The following is a 19524-nucleotide window of genomic DNA, read 5'->3' as shown; positions in this document are numbered from 1 at the left end:
TTCCCTACAGCGCCTGACGGCGCAGGAAAGCGGGAATCTCGAGCTGGTCGTCCTCAGACTGGGTCTTCGTCGCCGGCTGCGCGCGGCCCTGGTTGTCGAGGCTGCCCTTGCGCGGTGCATACATGCTGGCTTCCGCTGAGAGCTGCCGGCGCTGGTTCGTCGGCGCCGGCGCTGCAGGCTCCGAAGCCGCACCGTCTTCGTCCTCACGCCGGCCAAGGCTGTTCGAGATGCGCTTCAGCAGTCCCATCGGGCCGCGTTCGTCCTGGCTCGGGGCCTGACGGTGCTGACGCTCGACTTCCGCTTGCACCACCGGGGGAAAATCCTCGATGCGCGGCATCTGCGGAACCGGTGCCTCCTGCTGGGGCTCGGCGGCTGCGACGGCCGGTGCGGCGGCCGGTGCGGCCTGCGGCGCGGCCTGTGGCGCGGCCTGCGGCGTTGCCCTGCTCTGAATGACAGGCTTCTGTGCTTCGGAATTGGCGAACAGCTTGCTCTGCGGGTGGAATTCCTCACCGTTTCCCGCTTCGGCACCTTCGGGAACCGCAATGCTGAGCTCCTGCTCCAGTTCGGCCTCCGCCAGCTTGATGGTCGCCTCGACCGGATCGCCCGGAGCCTGCTGGGCGGCAACCGAGGCTGTCGCGGTCGCGGCCGGCTGAGCCGGAGCGGCGGCAGGCTGCGCCGGCTGGCTGACCGGCTTGGGCGCAAGCGTCGGGGCGGCGACAGGTTCCTCCGCGGCACCGTCCTTGTCGATGCCGGTCGCGACGACAGAGACGCGGATGAGTCCCTCGAGGTCCTCGTCGAAGGTGGCGCCGAGGATAATGTTGGCGTCGGTATCGACTTCCTCGCGGATGCGGGTCGCCGCCTCGTCGACTTCAAAGAGCGTCATGTCGCGGCCGCCGGTGATCGAGATCAGCAGGCCCTGCGCGCCCTTCATCGACGTCTCGTCGAGCAACGGATTGGAGATCGCCGCCTCGGCTGCCGCCATGGCGCGGCCGTCGCCGGAGGCCTCGCCGGTGCCCATCATCGCCTTGCCCATTTCCCGCATGACCGAGCGTACGTCGGCGAAATCGAGATTGATGAGGCCTTCCTTGACCATCAGGTCGGTGATGCAGGCAACGCCCGAATAGAGCACCTGGTCGGCCATCCCGAAGGCGTCGGCGAAGGTGGTCTTGTCGTTGGCGATACGGAAGAGGTTCTGGTTCGGAATGACGATCAGCGTGTCGACCGCCTGCTGCAGTTCCGTGATTCCATCCTCGGCGATACGCATGCGGCGCTGGCCTTCGAAATGGAACGGCTTGGTGACGACACCGACGGTCAGGATCCCCCGCTCGCGGGCCGCCTGTGCGACGACCGGCGCTGCACCGGTACCGGTTCCGCCGCCCATCCCGGCAGTCACGAAACACATGTGCGTTCCGTTGAGATGGTCATTGATCTCGTCGATGCATTCGCGGGCCGCTGCGCAACCGACCTCCGGCTGCGAGCCGGCGCCGAGGCCCTCGGTGACGGCGACACCCATCTGGATGACCCGGTCGGCCTTTGTCATCGTCAGCGCCTGGGCGTCCGTGTTGGCGACCACGAAGTCTACCCCCTGGAGCCCGGCATTGATCATGTTGTTGACGGCGTTGCCGCCACCACCGCCGACACCGAACACGGTGATCCGCGGCTTGAGCTCGGTGATGTCCGGCTTCTGCAGATTGATAGTCATGGCACCTCGTTCCCTTTTTCACTCTGGCCGCCTGCCGCGCCGGCCAACACAATTAAAAACTTTCTTTCAACCACTGTCCTACACGGGCAAATCGTCCGCCGCCGCCCACGGCCCGGTAGCGCCCGGCCCGTTCCACGCCACGGCTCTCGAGCGCGGCGATCTGCGGATAGATCATCAGTCCCACGGCGGTGGAAAAGGCCGGCCCCTTGGCCGCGGCCGGCAACCCGGCAACGCCGAGCGGTCGGCCGATGCGCACGTTTCGGGCCAGGATTCGCCGCGCTGCGTCGGCGATGCCGGTCAGCTGGCTGGCCCCGCCCGTCAGCACGATGCGCCGCCCCACCAGGGGCGCATAGCCGGACCGCTGTATGCGGTCGCGGATCATCTCGAGTGTCTCGTCGATGCGCGCCCTCACGATCCGCCCGAGCAGCGCCTTCGGCATCTGCACCGGCAGATCCGACTCGCCGTCGCCGATCGGCGGAACGGAAACCGTGTCGTGCTCGTCGCCGGTCATCGGCAGCGCCGATCCGTGAACGACCTTGAGTCGCTCGGCGTCCTCGAGGCGCGTGGAAAGCCCGCGCGCAAGATCCATCGTCACGTGGTGCCCGCCGAGCGCGATCGCGTCCGTGTGGACCATGCGCCCTTCTGCAAACACCGAAATCGTCGTCGTGCCGCCGCCCATGTCGATGCAGGCACATCCGATTTCCGCCTCGTCGTCGACCAGCGCCGAAAGACCGCTTGCATAGGGCGTCGCAACCATCGCCTCGACCGTCAGATGGGCCCGGTTCACGCACAGTTCGAGATTGCGCAGCGGCGCCTGTTCGGCGGTGACCACATGCATGTTGACGCCGAGATGGTCGCCGAACATGCCGAGCGGATCGCGGATCGACCGCTCGCCGTCGAGGCTGAACCCGGTCGGCAGCGCGTGCACGGTCGAACGGTCCGCCCTGTCGATCTGGGCGGCCGCCGCGGCCAGGACCTTGCGCAGGTCCGAACGCTCGACCTCGTGGCCGCCGAGGTCGATTTCGGCCGAATGGACATCGCTGCGCAGGCGTCCGGCGGAGACGTTGACGATCAGGGACTCGACCGTCAAACCGGCTCTCTTCTCCGCTGTATGGACAGCCATGCGCACCGAGCTCTCGACCGCGTCGAGATCCGCAATCACACCCGCCTTGACGCCGCGCGACTTGTGGTGGCCAACGCCGATGATCTCGACATCGTGCGTGCGACCGGGCAGAAGGCGGCTTTCGGCCCGCGGCTCAAGCTTGCCGATCAGGCACACGACCTTGGTCGACCCGATATCGAGGACGGTCACCACGCTGGACCGCTTGGCCGGCAGGGCCCTCAGATGGGGAACGGTAAAGGAGGCGGACCGGAAGACGTTCATGAATTGCGGCCCCGCTTCTTCAGCAGGCGTTCCCGTGCCTCCATTGCGTTCTGACGTCGCACGACGGCATTGTCCGACAGTCCGATGGTCACCCGATCGTCGAGCCGCAGGTCGACACTCATGATGTCGCGCGCCAGAAGGTCCTGTTCGACGTCCATGCGGCGCAGCCTGTCGAGTGCGTCGGCCGCACCGGTCTCGGGAAGGCGTACCGTGACACCGTTTTCCAGGCGAATGTCCCAGCGGCGGTCGGCGACCCGGATGCGGGCCCTGATGCGCGGCTTGAGCTCCGGCCAAATGTCCAGCAAGGCATCGAACGCCTCCGCATGGGCATCCGCGCCAAGGCCCACGAACAGGGGCAACCGGGTGAATTTTTCGTCGGCCAGCGGCGCAATCACGCTGCCGTTGCGCTCGATCAGCGACAGTTCCCGGCCGTGCTGCCAGATTCCGAATGCGCGTTTCTCGGCGAGTTTGACGTCGATCGCGTCCGGATAGATCTTGCGGACATCCGCGTCCAGCACCCACGGCAGCGCCATGACGGCAGCCCTTGCCTCGTCCACATCCATGGTGATCAGAGAGGTGTGCCCGTCAAGCCCGAGTTGCTGAAAGATATCGATCGGCGATGTTTCGACATTGCCGGCGATGTTGACCGACTCGACCGCGAAGCCGGCCGCCGACGTCGTGCTCTCCGCGAGCGCGCGCAGATGCCCGCCCTCGACGACGCCGTAAAGGCCGGTGATTGCGAACAAGGCTGCCGTGGCCAGGGTCCCCGTGTGCGGCGGGATGACGGCGCGCCCGTCGATGAGCGCGGAAAACAGCCGCATGGGGCGGCGCAGGATGCGCGGCAGGACAACAGAGGAATCGGGCACGGCGCTATCGAAGCGGTCCGCGGCCGTCTGCCGTCTTTTTACCCACCTGCCTTTCAACGCATGCACGAAGCATCCTCCACCATCCAGGTCAGCAGCTCGCCGAAATCGTACCCGGCAAGTTCCGCCAATTCGGGCACCAAGGATGTCGGAGTCATGCCTGGCTGCGTGTTGATTTCCAACCAGACAACTTCACCGTCTTCGGAAAAACGGTCGTCATACCGAAAGTCAGAACGGCTTACGCCGCGACACCCGAGAGCTTGGTGCGCCATCAGGGACAGTTTCTGAATTTTTTGGTAAATATTTGGTAAAATTTTCGCCGGATATTCGTGTTTTGATCCGCCTTTTACATATTTTGCTTCATAATCGTAGAAACTGTGGCCGACGGGGAAAATTTCTGTGACCCCAAGGGCTTGATCGCCCATCACGGCGCAGGTCAGTTCGCGTCCGTGGACGAATCGTTCAACCATGACATGATCGCCGTACGGCCAGTCGTCGGAACCGATGCTCTGGGGTGGATGCGTATGCTCCTCGCGCACGATCACGACCCCGAAGCTGGACCCCTCGCTGACCGGTTTGACGACATAGGGCGGCTCCATCGGGTGGATGAGTTCGATTTCGAGCCGGTGCATGACCAGCTCGTCGGCGACCGGTATGCCTACACTGGAGGCGATCCGCTTGGCCTGTTGCTTGTGCATGGCGAGCGCCGATGCCCCGACACCCGAGTGCGTATAGGGTATTTCCAGGTATTCCAGGATACCCTGGATCGTGCCGTCCTCGCCGAACGGCCCGTGCAGCGCGTTGAACGCGACGTCGGGTCTGAGGTCATCAAGGACACTGGCAACGTCCCGCCCCACATCGACACGCGTCACCCGGTAGCCGACATCCTCGAGCGCGTCGGCGCAGGCATTGCCGGAGGAGAGACTGACCGGCCTCTCGGACGAAAACCCGCCCATCAGCATCGCCACGTGTTTCCCGCTCATCACTGTCCCCTTTTTCACACCGTCGCCTTTGTGGCGGATTGAGCACGAATCTGACTGCAGGCGCGGTGCCAGCTAGATCGACTCAAAATACGGAAACTCTAAGGCCAGTAGAATCAGAGCGTTGCGCCGTTCGCAACAGATTTTGCTGCAAACGGCGTCTTTTTTGATTTTCGGCGGTTGTCGGATCAGTCGATGGCCGGCACGGCACCAAGCCAGCGGTGGACATTCGGAAGTCCGGGCGCGGTGCTCATCTCCCGTTCGTAGAGGTTCTGCTGTGCGCCGAAGCGGAACTTCAGGCCGGCGTAGATGCCCTGGTCCATGAGGCTTTGTGAATCGATGATTGGGAACTGCTGGGTTACCTGGATACCCTCATAGGAAACGAAGACGGTGGCAGCAGCATTGCTGCTCGAAAGCATCGCCAGCTGGTGCTCGAGGACAATCTCCCAGGCCCACATATACGCCGGATCTGAAGTCGGTCCGTCGTCCTCATCCTGCGTACCGTCGGCGTAGGCGACGCTTCCCTCCAGCATCGTAGATCCATTGTTGAAGAATACCTGCGCTATGGCGCGGACGAAATAGGTGTCGCTCAGGGTCTCCATGTCGCCATTGTCCGAACGGGTATCGAAATAGCCGGCTTGCACGGCCAGCGAACCGCGTTCGTTGAGGTAGCGCGCCTGTCCGCCGGCCAGCCACTGCGTCACATCATAGCCCGGTCTAAAAGAGTCAAAAAAGTATGTCCGGCCGGCGCCGCCAAAGGCGCCGATCAGGAAATTGTCGCGGGTGTAGCCGAGATGCCCTCCTCCGGTGAAACCGCCGGAATAGCTTTCATTGGCCGGAACACCGTTGACATCTTCATTGTCAAAAGCCCCTTCACCATCGAACTCGAGCTGGACCAGCCCGTAGTCGAAGACCGGAGACGCGAACATGGCACCGCCGCCGGCAAGCGGGAGTTCCTCGACTTCGTGAAGTGATTTAACTATTAAATTTCCGCCCCGCCACATATAGCCGCCCCAGGCATTGACCTCGAAGACCGCACCCAGATCCCTGGGCGGAACATCCACGGGATCGGCCCTTGCCGATGTCGAGGCTAAAGCGATGCCGACGCTGATTGCTGCAATGGAAACCGAATGAAGAAGCGTTGCCATCGCGCCATTTCGTGACCCGCCGCGCAATATGCTGTCAATATCCACGATGACTCCCCCGCCGCCAAAGTGTTCCCTATTCGTCGTTATCAAAAAGCGGGAATGCAATCAATTCATTTCGATCATTGGTGCGTACAGCGGCTAATTGAGCACGAATCTCGCCGCAGACCCGGCGCCAGCCAGATCGACTCAAAATACGGAATCTCTAAGGCCGGCAGAATCAGAGCGTTGCGCCGTTCGCAGCAGATTTTGCTGCAAACGGCGTCTTTTTTGGTTTCTAGGGTTGTCGGATCAGTCGACGGCCGGCACGGCACCCAGCCAGCGGTGGACTTTCGGAAGTCCGGGCGCGGTGCTCATTTCCCGCTCGTAGAGGTTCTGCTGTGCGCCGAAGCGGAACTTCAGGCCGGCGTAGATGCCCTGGTCGACGAGGCTGTCGGTACCGCCGCCTGTGCTGTCCTCGTTGACCTGCACGCCCTCGTAGGACACGAAGACCGAGGCGGCCGTGTTGCCGCCGGAGAGCATCGCGAGCTGATGTTCGAGAATGACTTCCCACGCCCACATATCCGTTGGATTGGAGGGCGTGTCATCCTCGTCCTGGGTCCCGTCCGCATAGGCAACGCTTCCCTCGAGCATCGTCTGCCCGTTGTTGAAGAACACCTGCCCGACGGCGCGGACGAAGAACGCGTCGCTGAGTGTTTCCATGTTGCCGCTGTCGGCGTGGGTGTCGAAATAGCCCATCTGCAGCGCCACTGAACCGCGTTCATTGAGAAGGCGCGCCTGGCCGCCCGCAATCCATTGCGTCACGTCGTGATCGGTGGTCGTCTCGTGAAAGAACGTCTCACCGCCACCCAAGAAGGCGCCTGCCAGCAGGTTATTGCGCGTGAAGGCGAAATGACCGCCACCGGTATAGCCACCGGAATAGGTGTCGTTGGCCGGAACACCGTTGACGCTGTCATTGTCGAACGCGCCCTCGCCGTCGAACTCGAGCTGTACCAGCCAGTCATTCAGAACCGGCGCTGCGAACATCACACCCCCGCCGGCAAGCGGGAAATCCTCGATCTCGTTCGGCGGGCCGGCCGATGAGTTGATGGCGTCGCCACCCCGCCACAAATACCCGCCCCATGCATTGGCCTCGAACACCGCGCCCAGATCCCGCGTCGGAAGTTCCGCCGGGTCCGCCGCTTTCGCGGATGTCGACGCAACGGCAAGGCCGATGCCGACCGCCACGACGGAAACCGAATGAAAAAGCGCAGCCTTCAAGCCGCTTTGCGATCCGCCGCGTGAGCTGGTTTTCATAAACATTTCTGATATCCCAATTCCGACATGCCCCAGCTATGAACTATCAAAACATCGGAATTCGAACAATTATTCCCATATCAGAAAATCGAAGTGTGGCGGATGGGCCACAGTTGATTGGCTCATCCGGTTTTGCGCGCTTGCGGATCGTTTTCAGTTGTTGGCCGTTGCCTGCGTGAGCGGCGCCGGGGCGGATACGTGCCGCCAGGCGGGCAGTGCGATGATCTGCTTGTCGCTGACAACGGCCTCGTCGCTGCTGACATTTGCATCGATCGGATTGGCCCACGGAAACTGCGAAACCAGCGCCCGCGCTTCCCACGGTGATTGGGGCATGTCGGAAAAGGCACGCGCCAGTGCATCAAGCTCTTCGTAAGCTTTGACCGATACCGCCTTGTTCCTGCTGAACTCCTCTGCAACGCCCCAATAGTCGGAAGGCAGCGGCTCAACACCGCAAAGCGTTGCGATGTCCTTGAGAATGTTGGTGGCCGGCAGCCAGGCACCGCGAATGCCGGAATGGTAGCGTCCGCATTTCGCCGCCTTGATTTCCCCGGAGCGGATGGCCAGCCACAGGTCGCCGCCGCTGAGGAACCGGCTGCGCGGCACGTCGTGGATGGGAAAGCTGATGCCGAGCGCCTGCCGGGCCCGCCAGCCGAGTTGCGCGTCGAACAGCCGCCATCCGCAATCCGTGCGGTATTCGCACAGCCAGTGGTCTTCCCAGTGGCCCATTCGAAAATAGTCGGCGAAGCCAACCCGCACACGCGCCTCGATGCCGCTGGATCTGAACACGCTGGTGGCGATCAGCGCAAAGTCGCGGGCGCTCACATGCAGGTAAGCCGGAATGTCCCGCGGCACCAGGAGCGAGCGGCGATCGCGCCGCAAGGCTGTGCTGAGCATGCGTTCGACCGTCCGCATATTGTGATCGGACATGGCATAACGCGGCGTTCCAAGCTGCAGCAGCCGCACTACGTCGTGATGAATCATGAAGTTCTCGAGAACATCCGCCAGGCCCTGCGGGTCGAGGGGAAGTTCGTCCAGCCTGCGCCTGAAAAGCCCTGGATTGGACCAGGCCGTGTGTGTCGCGTAACTGATATCCATAAAATTTCCGCCCATAAAATGTGTTCCACTCAACGCGAAATGCGTACGCAATTCGGCAATAGGGCAACTGGATTGACGAATTTGGGGGACAGTGAGGCCCCTGGGATCAAATACGGCTCCCAGCCGTTAACGAAATTTGACGCCCGGCGGCCACATTCCGTCGAGCGGGATCGGTGTCAGCGCGCAACCCCCTCGCCCGCAATGGTTTTTCCCTTGTTCGCCACGGTCGCGACGGCTCGCAAGGCGCGTCTGTTTTCAACGGAATTGGAATTGTGCCCTGTTGGCATCTTGTGGATAATACAGGCCCGTTTTCCCGCGCTCCGATAACCGTGCGTCGACTTCGCGCATTGGGCGCAGCCGGCGGCCGCAAACGGACGTATTTACGGGTCCTGTCTCGGGTGTCGGGGCAGCGCTTTGCGAATCAGCGGCGCCAGGATTCCGGCACCGGCCTCCAGCTCTTCCGGCATGAAAGCGCAGAAACCCAGCACCAGCCCCTTGCGGACCGACCGGCCGGCGTAGAAGGACGACAATGCCGCCACGCTCAGCCCCTTTGCCGACGCGGCCCCGGACAATGCGGTATCGTCGCAGTCATCCGGCAGGCTGACCACGAACTGCATTCCGGCCTGGTGGTCCTCAATGCTGATCAAGGACCCCAACTCCGCGTTCAAGCGGTCGATGAGCACGCGCCTTCGTTCGGAATAGACACGCCTTACGCGTCGCAGGTGCCGATAGAATTCGCCGTCCTCGAAGAATACCGCGAGGGCCCGTTGCGGCATGATCGATGCCTTGCCGCCATACCGGCGCAGCGTATTGCCGAAGCACGGCAGGAGCGCCTCCGGAATCACCAGGTAGCCGATGCGCAGATTGTTGGAGAAGATCTTCGAGAAGCTGCCGGCATAGATGGTGCGCGAATGCCGGTCGAAGCCGGAGAGCGCCGGAATCGGCCGGCCCGCATAGCGGAACTCGCTGTCGTAGTCATCTTCGATGATCCAGCCACCGGCACGCTCGGCCCAGTTGAGGTACTCCAGCCGCCTGCCCTGGGTCATCGCACCGCCGAGTGGATACTGCTGTGACGGCGTCAGCACAACAAGTCGCGGCCTGCGGCCATCCCCTGGCGGCAATTCGGCACCATCGGCACCGACCTGCAGCCAAAGCGGCCGCATTCCAAGGCTGGTCACGAAGTTCCTGATTTGCGGGTATCCCGGGTCCTCCAGTCCGATACGGTCACCCGGCTTTGCCAGTGTGCGGATGCAGATTTCCAGGGCATCGCCGGAACCGGCCGTCACCAGCACCTGTTCGGGATCTGCACGCACGCCGCGCCACTGCAGGATGTGTTCGCACACGGCCTTTCGCAGGCGCGTATCGCCAAAGTCGTCGTCGCGGCTCACGAGTGCCTCGGGCTCGTTGCGGGCGACCCGCGCAACGCTGCGCGCCCACTGCCGGTGGGGAAAATGCCGCATGTCCGGAACACCCGCGCTGAACGGCTTCGGTCCGGAGCGGTTCGGTGCCGCGGCCGGGACCCTGTCCGGCTTCGGGACCGCGGCGAACTCGACTTCGCCCATCCGGCACACCGCGAAGCCGGAGCCTTGCCGCCCTTCCGCGTAGCCCTCAGCCACCAACTGATCGTAGGCCGTCACCACGGTTGAACGGGACACGCCCAGTTCCACCGCCAGCGCCCGGGTCGGGGGCAGGTGCCCGCTGTTGCCGAAAGCACCGGAAACGATCTGCTCGCGCAGGCCCTCATAGACCTGCTGAAAGATCGGAACGCCGCTGTTGCGATCCACGCGCACGGCAGCGGAGGACCCGGCGCCTGTCTTTATTGGTTTGTTCATTTTCGCAGCAATGGGCTGTTTTCAACAGCTCAATTCTGGCACGGCACAAGGCCGGAAAACAAGCGTCGCGGTCAAAGCGCATTCAGGCGCGCGAGATTGGCCGCACGCAGGTCCTCCTCGGTGTGGCCGATATCGTAGGCCGGCGACAGGATCAGTTCCGCTTCACTTACCGAAATCGAAACGAAGGCCGACATCAGCGCCAGGTAATCGCCCCAGGCCTCCTCAAAGGCGGCGATCATGCCGGCACTCGCCTTCGACTTGGAGATGATTGAAGCGGTTCCCTTGATCCGCACCGCCTTGCGGGCCAGCACGTCGATGAAACACACCTCGACCGCGGCGTTGCGCCTGATATTGGCGAGCGTGCCGGGCGACCGCAGATTGCCGAAGGCTAGCGTCTGCTCGTCGAAAACAACGAACGTCGCTTTCGGAGACACCGCGGGCGTGCCGTCCTCGTTGACCGTTGCGACCATGCCGGCGGTGTGGTCGCGGATGAGCCTGGTCATTTCCCCGGTAAGCATGCCGTCTCCTCGGCGATTATTGTCGCGGAGCGATCTCCACGAAGGTTTCGTTGTAGCAGGCACCCTCCTCGATATCGGCACGGATGTCGGCCGAAATGAGCGCGTTTACGGTGTGCCCGGTTTCGCTCGATCGCAGCCATGTGCCCTTCGGACTGTAGAGGACGCCCGGACGGACCTTGTCGGAGACCAGGACCTTGAGAACGACTTCCGCCCGTTCGTTCGAGACGATGGCCATGTCGCCGCTCGCCAGGCCACGCACGGTGGCATCGGCCGGATTGATTTCGACGATTTCCGGACCGTCCGATTCGGAGCAACCGCCGAAGGTCGCATTGGTGCGCTTGTCGGATGACGGTGATATCAGGACCAGCGGATGGCGACGCGCGACAGGCTCGTAGCGCGGCACGCCGTAGCCGAAACGCGCTTCCAGGTCCGGCGAAAAGAGCTCGATCCTGCCGGATGCCGTTGCCGGGGCGACCGTGTCGCACATGATCGGTTCGCCGCCGTCCGCGGCGGTCATCTCCAGCGCGCGGTCGAGCGGCACTTCGCTTGGCCGGTATCCCTGCATCAGCGGGTCGGCGGCGTCGAATGCCGCGTCCATCAGCGCGGTGTCATCCTCCTTGAAGATCGGCTCGTCGAAACCGAACCGGGCTGCCAGCCGGCGGAAGATCTCCGTGTTCGGCAGGCTCTCGCCGACGCACGCAATGACGGGCGCGGCCCGCTGCACATAGTTCTGGCCGTAGGCGCCGTATATGTCGTCGAACTCGAAATGGCTGGCCGCCGGCAGGATCACGTCGGCGAAGGCAAGACTGTCGGTCATCACCACATCGCAGCCGGCGATGAACAGGTCCTCGCGCAAGAGCGCCCGCATCAGGGTCTTCTGGTCCGGATGGGTGCAGACCGGATTGTGATTGTAGATCATGGTCGCCATGACCGGCGGATCCAGGTCCTTGTCGAGGAGCTTGCGGGCGACATCGACGATATTGAACGTGCGCGTGCCGTCCGGAATGAGGTCCGGCCTTTGCAGCCGGTCCGTGGTCTTCGGCGCCGCAAGGCCCGGCTTGGCGATGACGCCCGCGCCGCGCCGGCCGTGATTGCCGGTAAGCGCCTGCAGCGCCATGCCGGCCCTGAGCCCCGAGCCGCCGCTGCGCCCGCGCTCGATGCCGTTGCCGAAGGATGCCGCAACCGTGTCGGCATCCATGTAAAACGCGATGAACCTTTCGAAATCGGCAGCTTGCAGGCCGCAGATGTCGACAACATCGCCCGGCGCGTATTTCCGCGCCTCTTCCATGTAGCGATCGAAACCGCTCGTCCACCGGGCGATAAACGCGTCGTCCAGCGCACCGCGTCGTTCCAGCTCCGCGGCAGCCGCCATGGCGAGAACGACATCGGTTCCGGGGTTGATCTGAAGGAGGAGATCGGCGCGCTCGGCGATCTTGGTTCGTTTCGGGTCGATGACAACGAGACGCGTGCCGGTCCTGCGCGTGTCCTTGAGCACGCGCATGAGGTGCAGGTTGGACACGGTGACATTGTTGCCCCAGACCACCACGAGATCCGCATGGCGTGCCTGCTCGGGCGGCATTCCGGGGGCGGAGCCGTAAAGGCTGGTATAGGCCGTGCCGCGCACCGCGCCGCAGAGCGGCCCGCGATTGAGCAACGTGGCGCCGAGCTTGTAGAAGAAGCGCCGATCCATGGAGCCGCCGGCCAGTTCGCCGTGCGGACCGGCATAGTTGAACGGCATCACGGATTGCGGACCGTGCCGGTCGATGGCCCGGGCAAAGCCGTCATGGACCATGTCGATGGCCTCGTCCCACGAAATCGGTTCGAACCGGCCCTCGCCGCGATTGCCGACCCGTCTCAGCGGACGGGTCAGCCGCCCGGGACCGTGCACGAATTCCGGGTAGGACCGCGCCACCTTGTTGCAGATGACGCCGTCGGTGAACGGATTGACGGACGAGCCGCGGACGGCGTCGATCGTTCCCCCGGTCACGGTAACGGTGAGCGAGCAGGTGTCGGGGCAGTCCAGCGGACAGACGCTCGGCTTGGCGGTCGCTCTGACGATCTCGTTCATGATGTGCTTCGGACCTCGCTGATCGGTGCACTTGACCGCCGCGGATGATACAAACGGCGCGGACCATGAAAAATGGCCATTTACGGAGAATTTCGGCATACCAATCCGGACGCGCGCACCCCGGCCGGCGTTTTGGCATGTCGGAAATATTGAGAAAGCGTGCACGACACGGATTGACATCGCGCTCGCATGGGTCGCTTGTGGCGGGTCGGGAAAATCAAAAGCGGAGGAGTGCGCGTGAACTGGCTGTTCCTGTTTGTCGCCATTGCCGGCGAAGTCATCGGCACATCAGCCCTCAAGGCATCGGAAGGTTTCACCCGCCTCGGGCCGTCGACTGTTACGGCGATCGGATTTGCCGTGGCATTCTACTTTCTGGCGCTTGCGCTGCGGACAATCCCGATGGGCATTGCCTACGCCATCTGGTCCGGCGCCGGCATCGTCGCCATATCCATCATCGGGTATTTCCTTTACCGCCAGACGCTCGACCTGCCGGCCCTCGTCGGCATCGGCCTGATCCTTGCCGGCGTGCTGGTAATCAATACGCTCTCAAACGCAACGGCCCATTAAAGCAACCGGCCGAGGAACTCCTGGACCATCTGCCCCTCGCGGAAACTGCCGAGGCGCTTGATTTCCCATTCCAGCCGGATGCCGGATTTTTCGAGAACCCGGGCTCTGACCGTCTCACCGAGCGTTTCGAGGTCGTAGGCCGTCGCATTGCCGGTGTTGATCATGAAGTTGCAGTGCATGGGTGACATCTGCGCGGCGCCGATCATGAGGCCGCGGCATCCGGCCGCGTCGATTTCCTTCCAGGCGGATGTGCCCGGCGGGTTCTTGAATGTCGAGCCGCCGGTCTTTTCACGGATCGGCTGGACGGTTTCCCGATGGTGCTGGACCGCGTCCATCTCCTGGCGGATGGTCTCGCCATCCTCGCGGTAGCCCTCGAAAACCGCATGGGTGAAGATCAGTTCCTGTGGCGCCGCACTGTGGCGGTAGGCATAGCCCATGTCCGCATTCGAAAGCACGTGCTCCGCGCCGCTGCGGTCGAGCGCATGGACCGCGACCACCCGCTCGCGGGTTTCCGTTCCGTTGGCCCCGGCATTCATGCGAAGCGCGCCGCCGATGCCGCCCGGAATACCGTGATAAAAGTGGAAGCCGCCGATACCGGCCTTGTGGGCGGCTGCCGACAGCCGTTTATCGAGACAGGCGGCACCCGCCTCGAGGCGTGTGTCGGAGATCTGCTTCACGTCACCGAAGCCTTTCGCCGACAGGCGGACGACAACCCCCGGAACGCCTCCGTCCCTGATCAGAAGATTCGAGCCGACGCCGACGACGAGCAGCGACACATCCTCGGGCAGTTTCTTGAGGAACGCCGCCAGGTCGTCGCGATCGGCCGGCTGGAACATCACCTCGGCAGGACCGCCGACCCGGAACCAGGTCACATTCGCCATCGGCGCGTTGGGCGTCACCTTGCCGCGCAGGCCGTCGAATACATTCGGCATGGTGTCCAGCAATGTCCCGGCCGATTGGTCGCTCATAGATCCGCCCCGTCCGTCGCCTCGAGCTGAGTTTGCAGCGCTGCTGCCCAGTTGGTGATGCTGCCCGCTCCGAGACAGACGACAAAATCGTCGGCTTCGGCGAGGGCCGCGATCAGCGGCGCCAGGTGATCCTCTCCCTCGAATGTCCGCGCGTCGCGGTGTCCGCCGGCGCGAATGCGCTGCACCAGTTCCTCAGAGGAAACCCCGTCGATGGGCTCCTCTCCGGCGGCAAAGACCGGCGCGATGGCGACGGTGTCGGCATCGTTGAAACAGGCGGCAAATTCGTCGAACAGGCTTTCAAGCCTCGTGTATCGATGCGGCTGGGCCACGGCAATGACACGCCCGGAACAGGCCTGCCGGGCAGCCGAGAGCACCGCCTTTATCTCCACCGGATGGTGCGCGTAGTCGTCGAAGATATCGACGCCGCGCCAATTGCCCACATGCGTGAACCGCCGCTTGACCCCGCCGAAGGCGGCAAGGCCGCGGGCGATCGCCGCCTCGTCGAGGCCAAGCTCGTGGGCAACGGCGATCGCCGCCGTCGCGTTCGCCACATTGTACTGGCCCGGCATCGGCAGGGTCAGGTCCCTGACTTCCGTGAAGTCGCCGCTCTTGCGGTTGCGGATCGAGACATCGAAGACCGAGCTCGGCCCGTTCATGCGCAGGTTGTGGTAGCGCACGTCCGCCTGCGGATTTTCGCCGTAAGTCACCACCCTTCGATCATCGATGCGGCCGACGAGCGCCTGCACCTCCGGGTGGTCGACGCACATGACGCCGAACCCGTAAAACGGCACGTTCTCAACGAACTGCGCGAAGGCCTCCCGAACATTGTCGAAGTTGCCATAGTGGTCGAGATGTTCGGGATCGATGTTGGTGACGACGGCGACATCGGCGGGCAGTTTCAAAAACGTGCCGTCGGACTCGTCCGCCTCGACCACCATCCACTCGCCGCCGCCCATATGAGCATTGGTTCCGTAGGCATTGATGATGCCGCCATTGATCACGGTCGGATCGAGGCCGCCGGCATCGAGAAGCGTTGCCACCATGGACGTCGTGGTGGTCTTTCCGTGGGTTCCCCCGATGGCAACCGCATTGCGGAAACGCATCAGCTCGGCCAGCATTTCGGCGCGCCGAACGATCGGAATGCCCCGTTCGCGGGCCGCGGCAAGCTCCGGATTGTCCTTGCGTATGGCGGTCGAGACGACCAGCACCTCCGCATCGCCCAGGTTTTCGCCGTTGTGACCGATGGCGACCGGGATGCCCTTATCCCGCAGCCGCTGGACATTGGCATTGTCGGAGATATCGGACCCCTGCACGCTGTGACCGAGATTATGGAGCATTTCCGCAATGCCGCTCATGCCGATACCGCCGATACCGACAAAATGGACCAGGCCAATGTTCTGCGGCATTTTCATTCGTCTGCTCCCCGCTCCTCGCTTGGCGTTTGTCCCACCGCCATAAAGGCAACGAGATCGCCGAGCAAGCGCGCCGCCGAAGGTTGTCCGGAAGCCTTGGCCTTCTCGGCCATGTCCGCCAGCCGGTCCGGATCCTCGATCAGGGACACAAGCAGGGACGAAAGCCTGTCCGCATCGAGCTCCGATTGCGGAATGACCTGCGCGCCGCCCTTTTCCTGCAGTGCGGCCGCGTTCGCTGCCTGGTCGTGATCGAGCGCATGCGGAAACGGCACAAGGATAGCGGGGCGGCCGATCACGGAGAGTTCCGACACCGTCGAAGCGCCCGAGCGGCTGATGACGAGCTGCGCGCCGGCGATCCTTTCAGCCATATCGTCAAAGAATGGCGAAATTTCCGCCTCGATCAGATTGTCCCGGTAGAACGCCTCGACCGGCTCCCGGTCTTCCGGTCGGACCTGCTGGGTGATGCGCATCCTGTTGCGCAAGGCTTCGGGAACGGCGACCAGCGCCTCGGGCATGATTTCGGAAAAGAAACGGGCGCCCTGGCTGCCGCCGAAGACAAGCAGGTGGAAGGGTTCGGTGCCGGTGGCCGCGCGATAGGGCGTTTCAGCCGCCTCGAGCACATCCGGACGCACCGGATTGCCGGTTTCGACGACCTTGTCGCCGAACGGTCCCCCGCCCGCCGGCAGGAACCCGCCGGCTATGGCCCGCACCCGCGGAGCCAGGAACCGGTTGGCGCGTCCCATGACGGCATTCTGCTCGTGAATCAGGCTTGGTATGCCGGCACGGCTCGACGCCATCAGCGGCGGCAGCGTCGGATAGCCGCCGAAACCGACGACGGCCGAAGGCCTCAGCCGCGCCATCAGCCTGCCGGATTCGCGCAGACCCTGGAACAGCGCCCATCCGGTGCGTGCAAGGGCAATCGGGTTCTTCGATGTGATGGTCGCCGACCGGACGATGTGTATCTCATCAGCGGGAAAGGAGCCGGAAAACCGTTCCGCACGCCTGTCCGTCACCAGATGCACGGCAAAACCGCGGCCGCGCATTTCATGCGCAAGCGCTTCGGCCGGGAACAGGTGACCGCCGGTGCCGCCGGCACACAGAAGAACAAGTGGCGCCATAGGCTACACCTGCCCGGCACCGAGCGGCGCGTCGTGATAGGATTCCTGCCTGCCGGTCGCCCGTTTTTCGGGATTGCGCCGCGTCAGCGCAAGCAGGAAGCCGGCGGTGATCGAAATCGCCAGCATGGAAGAGCCGCCGTAGGAGATCAGCGGCAGCGTCATGCCCTTTGCCGGCAGCAACTCGAGATTGACGCCGATATGGATCATCGACTGCAGGCCGATCAGCATGGTCAGGCCGGCAATGGCAAGACGGGTGAATTCATCGCCCTCGCGGCTCGCATGGCTCAACCCGCGCAACACGATATAGGCAAAGACGAGCACCAGCACGAGGCAGAAGATGATACCGAATTCTTCGGCGGCGACCGAGAAAATGAAGTCTGTGTGGCTGTCCGGCAGGATGCGCTTGATGGTCCCCTCGCCCGGGCCCTGGCCTAACCAGTCGCCACGCACAATCGCCTCGCGGGCGGTGTCGACCTGGTGCGTGTCGCCCTCCCCGGTCAGGAACCGGTCGATACGCCCGGCGACATGCGGAAACACGAAATAAGCGGAGACGAACAGGCCGATCGCCGCGCAGGCAAGCAGGATGATCCAGAACCACGGCATCCCGGCCATGAAGAACAGCGTGCCCCAGGCAATGGCGACGAGGATCGTCTGGCCGAGATCGGGCTGCGCCACCAGCAGCGCGACGACGATGCCGAACAGGATGATGGCAAAGAGGTTCCCGGGAATGTCCGGATGGCGCGAATGCTCGGAAAACAGCCAGGCGCAGATGACGATAAAGGCCGGCTTCAGGAACTCCGACGGCTGGACGGAGAAACCGGCAATCGCGAACCAGCGGCGCGAACCCTTTGCCTCGAACCCGTAGAACTGGGTGAACACCATCATGGCGATGGACAGCGCCAGCAGGAGCAGCGCGCCGCGCCTGACCTGCCGCGGTGACAGGAACGACAGGCCGATCATCACCGCAAGCGCCGGAAAGATGAACAGCGCATGCCTCTTGACGAAGTGCAGATTGTCGATGTCGAGGCGCTCGGCAACACCGGGGCTGGCGGCGAATGACAGCATGAAACCGGTACCGATCAGGATGACGAAGATCGCCAGCAGATACCGGTCTATCGTCCAGAACCAGTCCGAAATCGGTCCCCGTTCAGCGCGGCTTACCATCTTCAGGCCTCCTTCGGGTCCACGAGCATGGTGATATCCGGCAGTTGCGCGACGCAGTCGACAAAGGCGTTTCCGCGGATTTCGAAATTCTTGTACTGGTCGAAGCTGGCGCAGGCCGGCGACAGGAGGACAACGGGTTCCTCGTCACCGTCCTCGGCGGCGTCCGCCGCCGCCCTGGCGACAGCGCGATCCAGCGTCTCGGTAATCTCGTAGGCGACATCGTCGCCCAGCGTAGCAGCGAATTGCGGCGCTGCCTCGCCGATCAGATAGGCTTTCGCGATATGGGAAAACCAGCTTGAGAGCGGCCGGATGCCGCCATCCTTCGGCAGTCCCCCGGCAATCCAGTAGATGCGCTTGAAGCTCGACAGCGCCGGCGCCGCCGCGTCGGCATTCGTGGCCTTAGAATCGTTGACGAATAGCACCCGGCCGCGACGCCCGACGGGCTGCATCCGGTGCGCAAGGCCAGCGAAGCTCCTGAGGCCGGAAAGGATTTCCGTTTCCGAAAGACCAACAGCGATGCAGGCGGCGATGGCGGCCGCCGCATTCTGGGCATTATGCGCGCCGCGCAGCGTCGCGATGCCCGACAGGTCGGCAACGGTGTGCGCCGTGCCGCCGGAGGCTCGCATGATCTTCGATCCGTCAGCGTAATAGCCGTCCGCGAGGACATTGCGCTTGGAGATCCGAATGACGTCGGTCGAGGCCCGTTCCAGGCGGTCCGCGATCAGCGCGCACCAGTGGTCGTCCGTCCCGACGATCGCCACGTCGCTTCCGGCAACCAGGCGTTCCTTCACATCCGCATAGTGCTGCATGGTCCCGTGCCGGTCGAGGTGATCCGGCGACAGGTTCAAAAGCACACCGGCCGAGGGGTCGATCGAGGGCGCCAGGTCGACCTGGTAGGACGAGCACTCGACGACGAAGAAACGGCCGTCCTTCGGCGGCTCCAGCGTCATAACAGCGGTGCCGATATTGCCGCCCATCTGCGTGTCGCGGCCGGCCTCCTCGAGGATGTGGGCGATCAGCGCCGTGGTGGTCGATTTGCCGTTGGTGCCGGTGATGGCGATAAAGGGGCAACCCGGCGCCTGCATGCGCCGCTGACGCACGAAGAGCTCGATGTCACCGATGATCTCGACCCCGGCGGCGCGCGCCAGATCGACGCTCCAGTGCGGCTTCGGATGGGTCAGGGGAACGCCCGGCGCCAGCACCAGCGCCGCCTTGCCCGCCCAGTCGATCGTCCGCAGGTCTTGTGTGGGGATTCCGGCTTCGGACGCCTCTGCGACCCGGTCCGGATTGTCGTCCCAGGCGACGACCGCGCAGTCGCCGGCAATGAGCGCAAGGGCCGTGGCGATGCCGGACCCGCCCAGCCCGAAAAGGGCTACGGTCAATCCCGAAAAAGCGGTCGCCACGATCATCGG

General features: G+C 63.7%; 16 protein-coding genes. 1 reads left to right on the top strand and 15 read right to left on the bottom strand.

The window, feature by feature from the left end; genetic code table 11:
- Positions 1-4: 4 nt before the first annotated feature.
- From ftsZ to E4M07_RS00410, 10 genes are all read right to left on the bottom strand, one after another.
- Entirely contained in the window at positions 5-1702 is a 1698-nt protein-coding gene (gene ftsZ, locus E4M07_RS00455; RefSeq protein WP_136656320.1) for a cell division protein FtsZ, read from the bottom strand.
- A gap of 52 nt (positions 1703-1754) precedes the next feature.
- On the bottom strand, positions 1755-3086 hold the full coding sequence (gene ftsA, locus E4M07_RS00450) for a cell division protein FtsA (protein ID WP_136656319.1): 1332 nt from the start codon (positions 3084-3086) through the stop codon (positions 1755-1757).
- Complete coding sequence (locus E4M07_RS00445; RefSeq protein WP_169054036.1) at positions 3083-4018, bottom strand: cell division protein FtsQ/DivIB; 936 nt, start codon at positions 4016-4018, stop codon at positions 3083-3085. Before E4M07_RS00445 ends, ftsA begins: the two co-directional genes overlap by 4 nt.
- Positions 4006-4932, bottom strand: a complete 927-nt coding sequence (locus tag E4M07_RS00440; RefSeq protein WP_136656317.1) for a D-alanine--D-alanine ligase — start codon at positions 4930-4932, stop codon at positions 4006-4008. Before E4M07_RS00440 ends, E4M07_RS00445 begins: the two co-directional genes overlap by 13 nt.
- 185 nt (positions 4933-5117) lie before the next feature.
- On the bottom strand, positions 5118-6077 hold the full coding sequence (locus tag E4M07_RS00435; protein ID WP_136656316.1) for a hypothetical protein: 960 nt from the start codon (positions 6075-6077) through the stop codon (positions 5118-5120).
- A 288-nt stretch (positions 6078-6365) separates the two neighbouring features.
- Positions 6366-7370: a hypothetical protein gene (locus tag E4M07_RS00430; protein WP_136656315.1), complete on the bottom strand. Its 1005-nt coding sequence runs from the start codon at positions 7368-7370 to the stop codon at positions 6366-6368.
- 153 nt (positions 7371-7523) lie between these two features.
- Positions 7524-8465: a transglutaminase domain-containing protein gene (locus tag E4M07_RS00425; protein WP_136656314.1), complete on the bottom strand. Its 942-nt coding sequence runs from the start codon at positions 8463-8465 to the stop codon at positions 7524-7526.
- A 380-nt stretch (positions 8466-8845) separates the two neighbouring features.
- Positions 8846-10297, bottom strand: a complete 1452-nt coding sequence (locus E4M07_RS00420; protein WP_136656313.1) for a PLP-dependent aminotransferase family protein — start codon at positions 10295-10297, stop codon at positions 8846-8848.
- A 71-nt stretch (positions 10298-10368) separates the two neighbouring features.
- Positions 10369-10815 carry a pyridoxamine 5'-phosphate oxidase family protein gene (locus tag E4M07_RS00415; RefSeq protein ID WP_136656312.1) on the bottom strand — a complete coding sequence of 149 codons (447 nt, stop codon included), beginning with the start codon at positions 10813-10815 and terminating at the stop codon, positions 10369-10371.
- Positions 10816-10831: 16 nt separating this feature from the next.
- Positions 10832-12883, bottom strand: a complete 2052-nt coding sequence (locus E4M07_RS00410) for a molybdopterin-dependent oxidoreductase (protein ID WP_136656311.1) — start codon at positions 12881-12883, stop codon at positions 10832-10834.
- A 189-nt stretch (positions 12884-13072) separates the two neighbouring features.
- Here E4M07_RS00410 and E4M07_RS00405 point away from each other — a divergent pair, with 189 nt between their 5' ends.
- A complete protein-coding gene (locus E4M07_RS00405; RefSeq protein WP_136656310.1) occupies positions 13073-13450 on the top strand; it encodes a multidrug efflux SMR transporter in 378 nt (125 codons plus the stop codon).
- On the opposite strand, the gene murB is transcribed toward E4M07_RS00405, so the two are convergent.
- Genes murB through murD form a run of 5 tightly spaced genes read right to left on the bottom strand, consistent with a single transcriptional unit; the run spans position 13447 to position 19521 of the window.
- A complete protein-coding gene (gene murB, locus E4M07_RS00400) occupies positions 13447-14418 on the bottom strand; it encodes a UDP-N-acetylmuramate dehydrogenase (RefSeq protein WP_136656309.1) in 972 nt (323 codons plus the stop codon). The two genes, E4M07_RS00405 and murB, sit on opposite strands and share 4 nt — an antisense overlap.
- Positions 14415-15830, bottom strand: a complete 1416-nt coding sequence (gene murC / locus E4M07_RS00395) for a UDP-N-acetylmuramate--L-alanine ligase (protein ID WP_136656308.1) — start codon at positions 15828-15830, stop codon at positions 14415-14417. Before murC ends, murB begins: the two co-directional genes overlap by 4 nt.
- The gene (gene murG / locus E4M07_RS00390; RefSeq protein ID WP_136656307.1) at positions 15827-16948 is read right to left on the bottom strand and encodes an undecaprenyldiphospho-muramoylpentapeptide beta-N-acetylglucosaminyltransferase; all 1122 of its coding nucleotides are present in this window, start codon (positions 16946-16948) and stop codon (positions 15827-15829) included. The genes murC and murG overlap by 4 nt, the downstream gene beginning before the upstream one ends.
- 3 nt (positions 16949-16951) lie before the next feature.
- Positions 16952-18112 carry a putative peptidoglycan glycosyltransferase FtsW gene (locus tag E4M07_RS00385; RefSeq protein WP_136656306.1) on the bottom strand — a complete coding sequence of 387 codons (1161 nt, stop codon included), beginning with the start codon at positions 18110-18112 and terminating at the stop codon, positions 16952-16954.
- A 2-nt stretch (positions 18113-18114) separates the two neighbouring features.
- A complete protein-coding gene (gene murD / locus E4M07_RS00380) occupies positions 18115-19521 on the bottom strand; it encodes a UDP-N-acetylmuramoyl-L-alanine--D-glutamate ligase (RefSeq protein WP_136656305.1) in 1407 nt (468 codons plus the stop codon).
- Between the last annotated feature and the right edge of the window lie 3 nt (positions 19522-19524).

The organism is Nitratireductor sp. XY-223, from assembly GCF_004959855.1.
Taxonomy (GTDB): Bacteria; Pseudomonadota; Alphaproteobacteria; order Rhizobiales; family Rhizobiaceae; genus Hoeflea_A.
This window is presented reverse-complemented; position numbering and strand designations above follow the sequence as displayed.

Bases quoted from the DNA above. Each gene is read 5' to 3' on its own strand.
- ftsZ (WP_136656320.1), bottom strand. From the start codon at position 1,702: ATGACTATCAATCTGCAGAAGCCGGACATCACCGAGCTCAAGCCGCGG.
- ftsA (WP_136656319.1), bottom strand. From the start codon at position 3,086: ATGAACGTCTTCCGGTCCGCCTCCTTTACCGTTCCCCATCTGAGGGCC.
- E4M07_RS00440 (WP_136656317.1), bottom strand. From the start codon at position 4,932: ATGAGCGGGAAACACGTGGCGATGCTGATGGGCGGGTTTTCGTCCGAG.
- E4M07_RS00435 (WP_136656316.1), bottom strand. From the start codon at position 6,077: ATGGCAACGCTTCTTCATTCGGTTTCCATTGCAGCAATCAGCGTCGGC.
- E4M07_RS00430 (WP_136656315.1), bottom strand. From the start codon at position 7,370: ATGAAAACCAGCTCACGCGGCGGATCGCAAAGCGGCTTGAAGGCTGCG.
- E4M07_RS00425 (WP_136656314.1), bottom strand. From the start codon at position 8,465: ATGGATATCAGTTACGCGACACACACGGCCTGGTCCAATCCAGGGCTT.
- E4M07_RS00420 (WP_136656313.1), bottom strand. From the start codon at position 10,297: ATGAACAAACCAATAAAGACAGGCGCCGGGTCCTCCGCTGCCGTGCGC.
- E4M07_RS00415 (WP_136656312.1), bottom strand. From the start codon at position 10,815: ATGCTTACCGGGGAAATGACCAGGCTCATCCGCGACCACACCGCCGGC.
- E4M07_RS00410 (WP_136656311.1), bottom strand. From the start codon at position 12,883: ATGAACGAGATCGTCAGAGCGACCGCCAAGCCGAGCGTCTGTCCGCTG.
- E4M07_RS00405 (WP_136656310.1), top strand. From the start codon at position 13,073: ATGGGTCGCTTGTGGCGGGTCGGGAAAATCAAAAGCGGAGGAGTGCGC.
- murB (WP_136656309.1), bottom strand. From the start codon at position 14,418: ATGAGCGACCAATCGGCCGGGACATTGCTGGACACCATGCCGAATGTA.
- murC (WP_136656308.1), bottom strand. From the start codon at position 15,830: ATGAAAATGCCGCAGAACATTGGCCTGGTCCATTTTGTCGGTATCGGC.
- murG (WP_136656307.1), bottom strand. From the start codon at position 16,948: ATGGCGCCACTTGTTCTTCTGTGTGCCGGCGGCACCGGCGGTCACCTG.
- E4M07_RS00385 (WP_136656306.1), bottom strand. From the start codon at position 18,112: ATGGTAAGCCGCGCTGAACGGGGACCGATTTCGGACTGGTTCTGGACG.
- murD (WP_136656305.1), bottom strand. From the start codon at position 19,521: ATGATCGTGGCGACCGCTTTTTCGGGATTGACCGTAGCCCTTTTCGGG.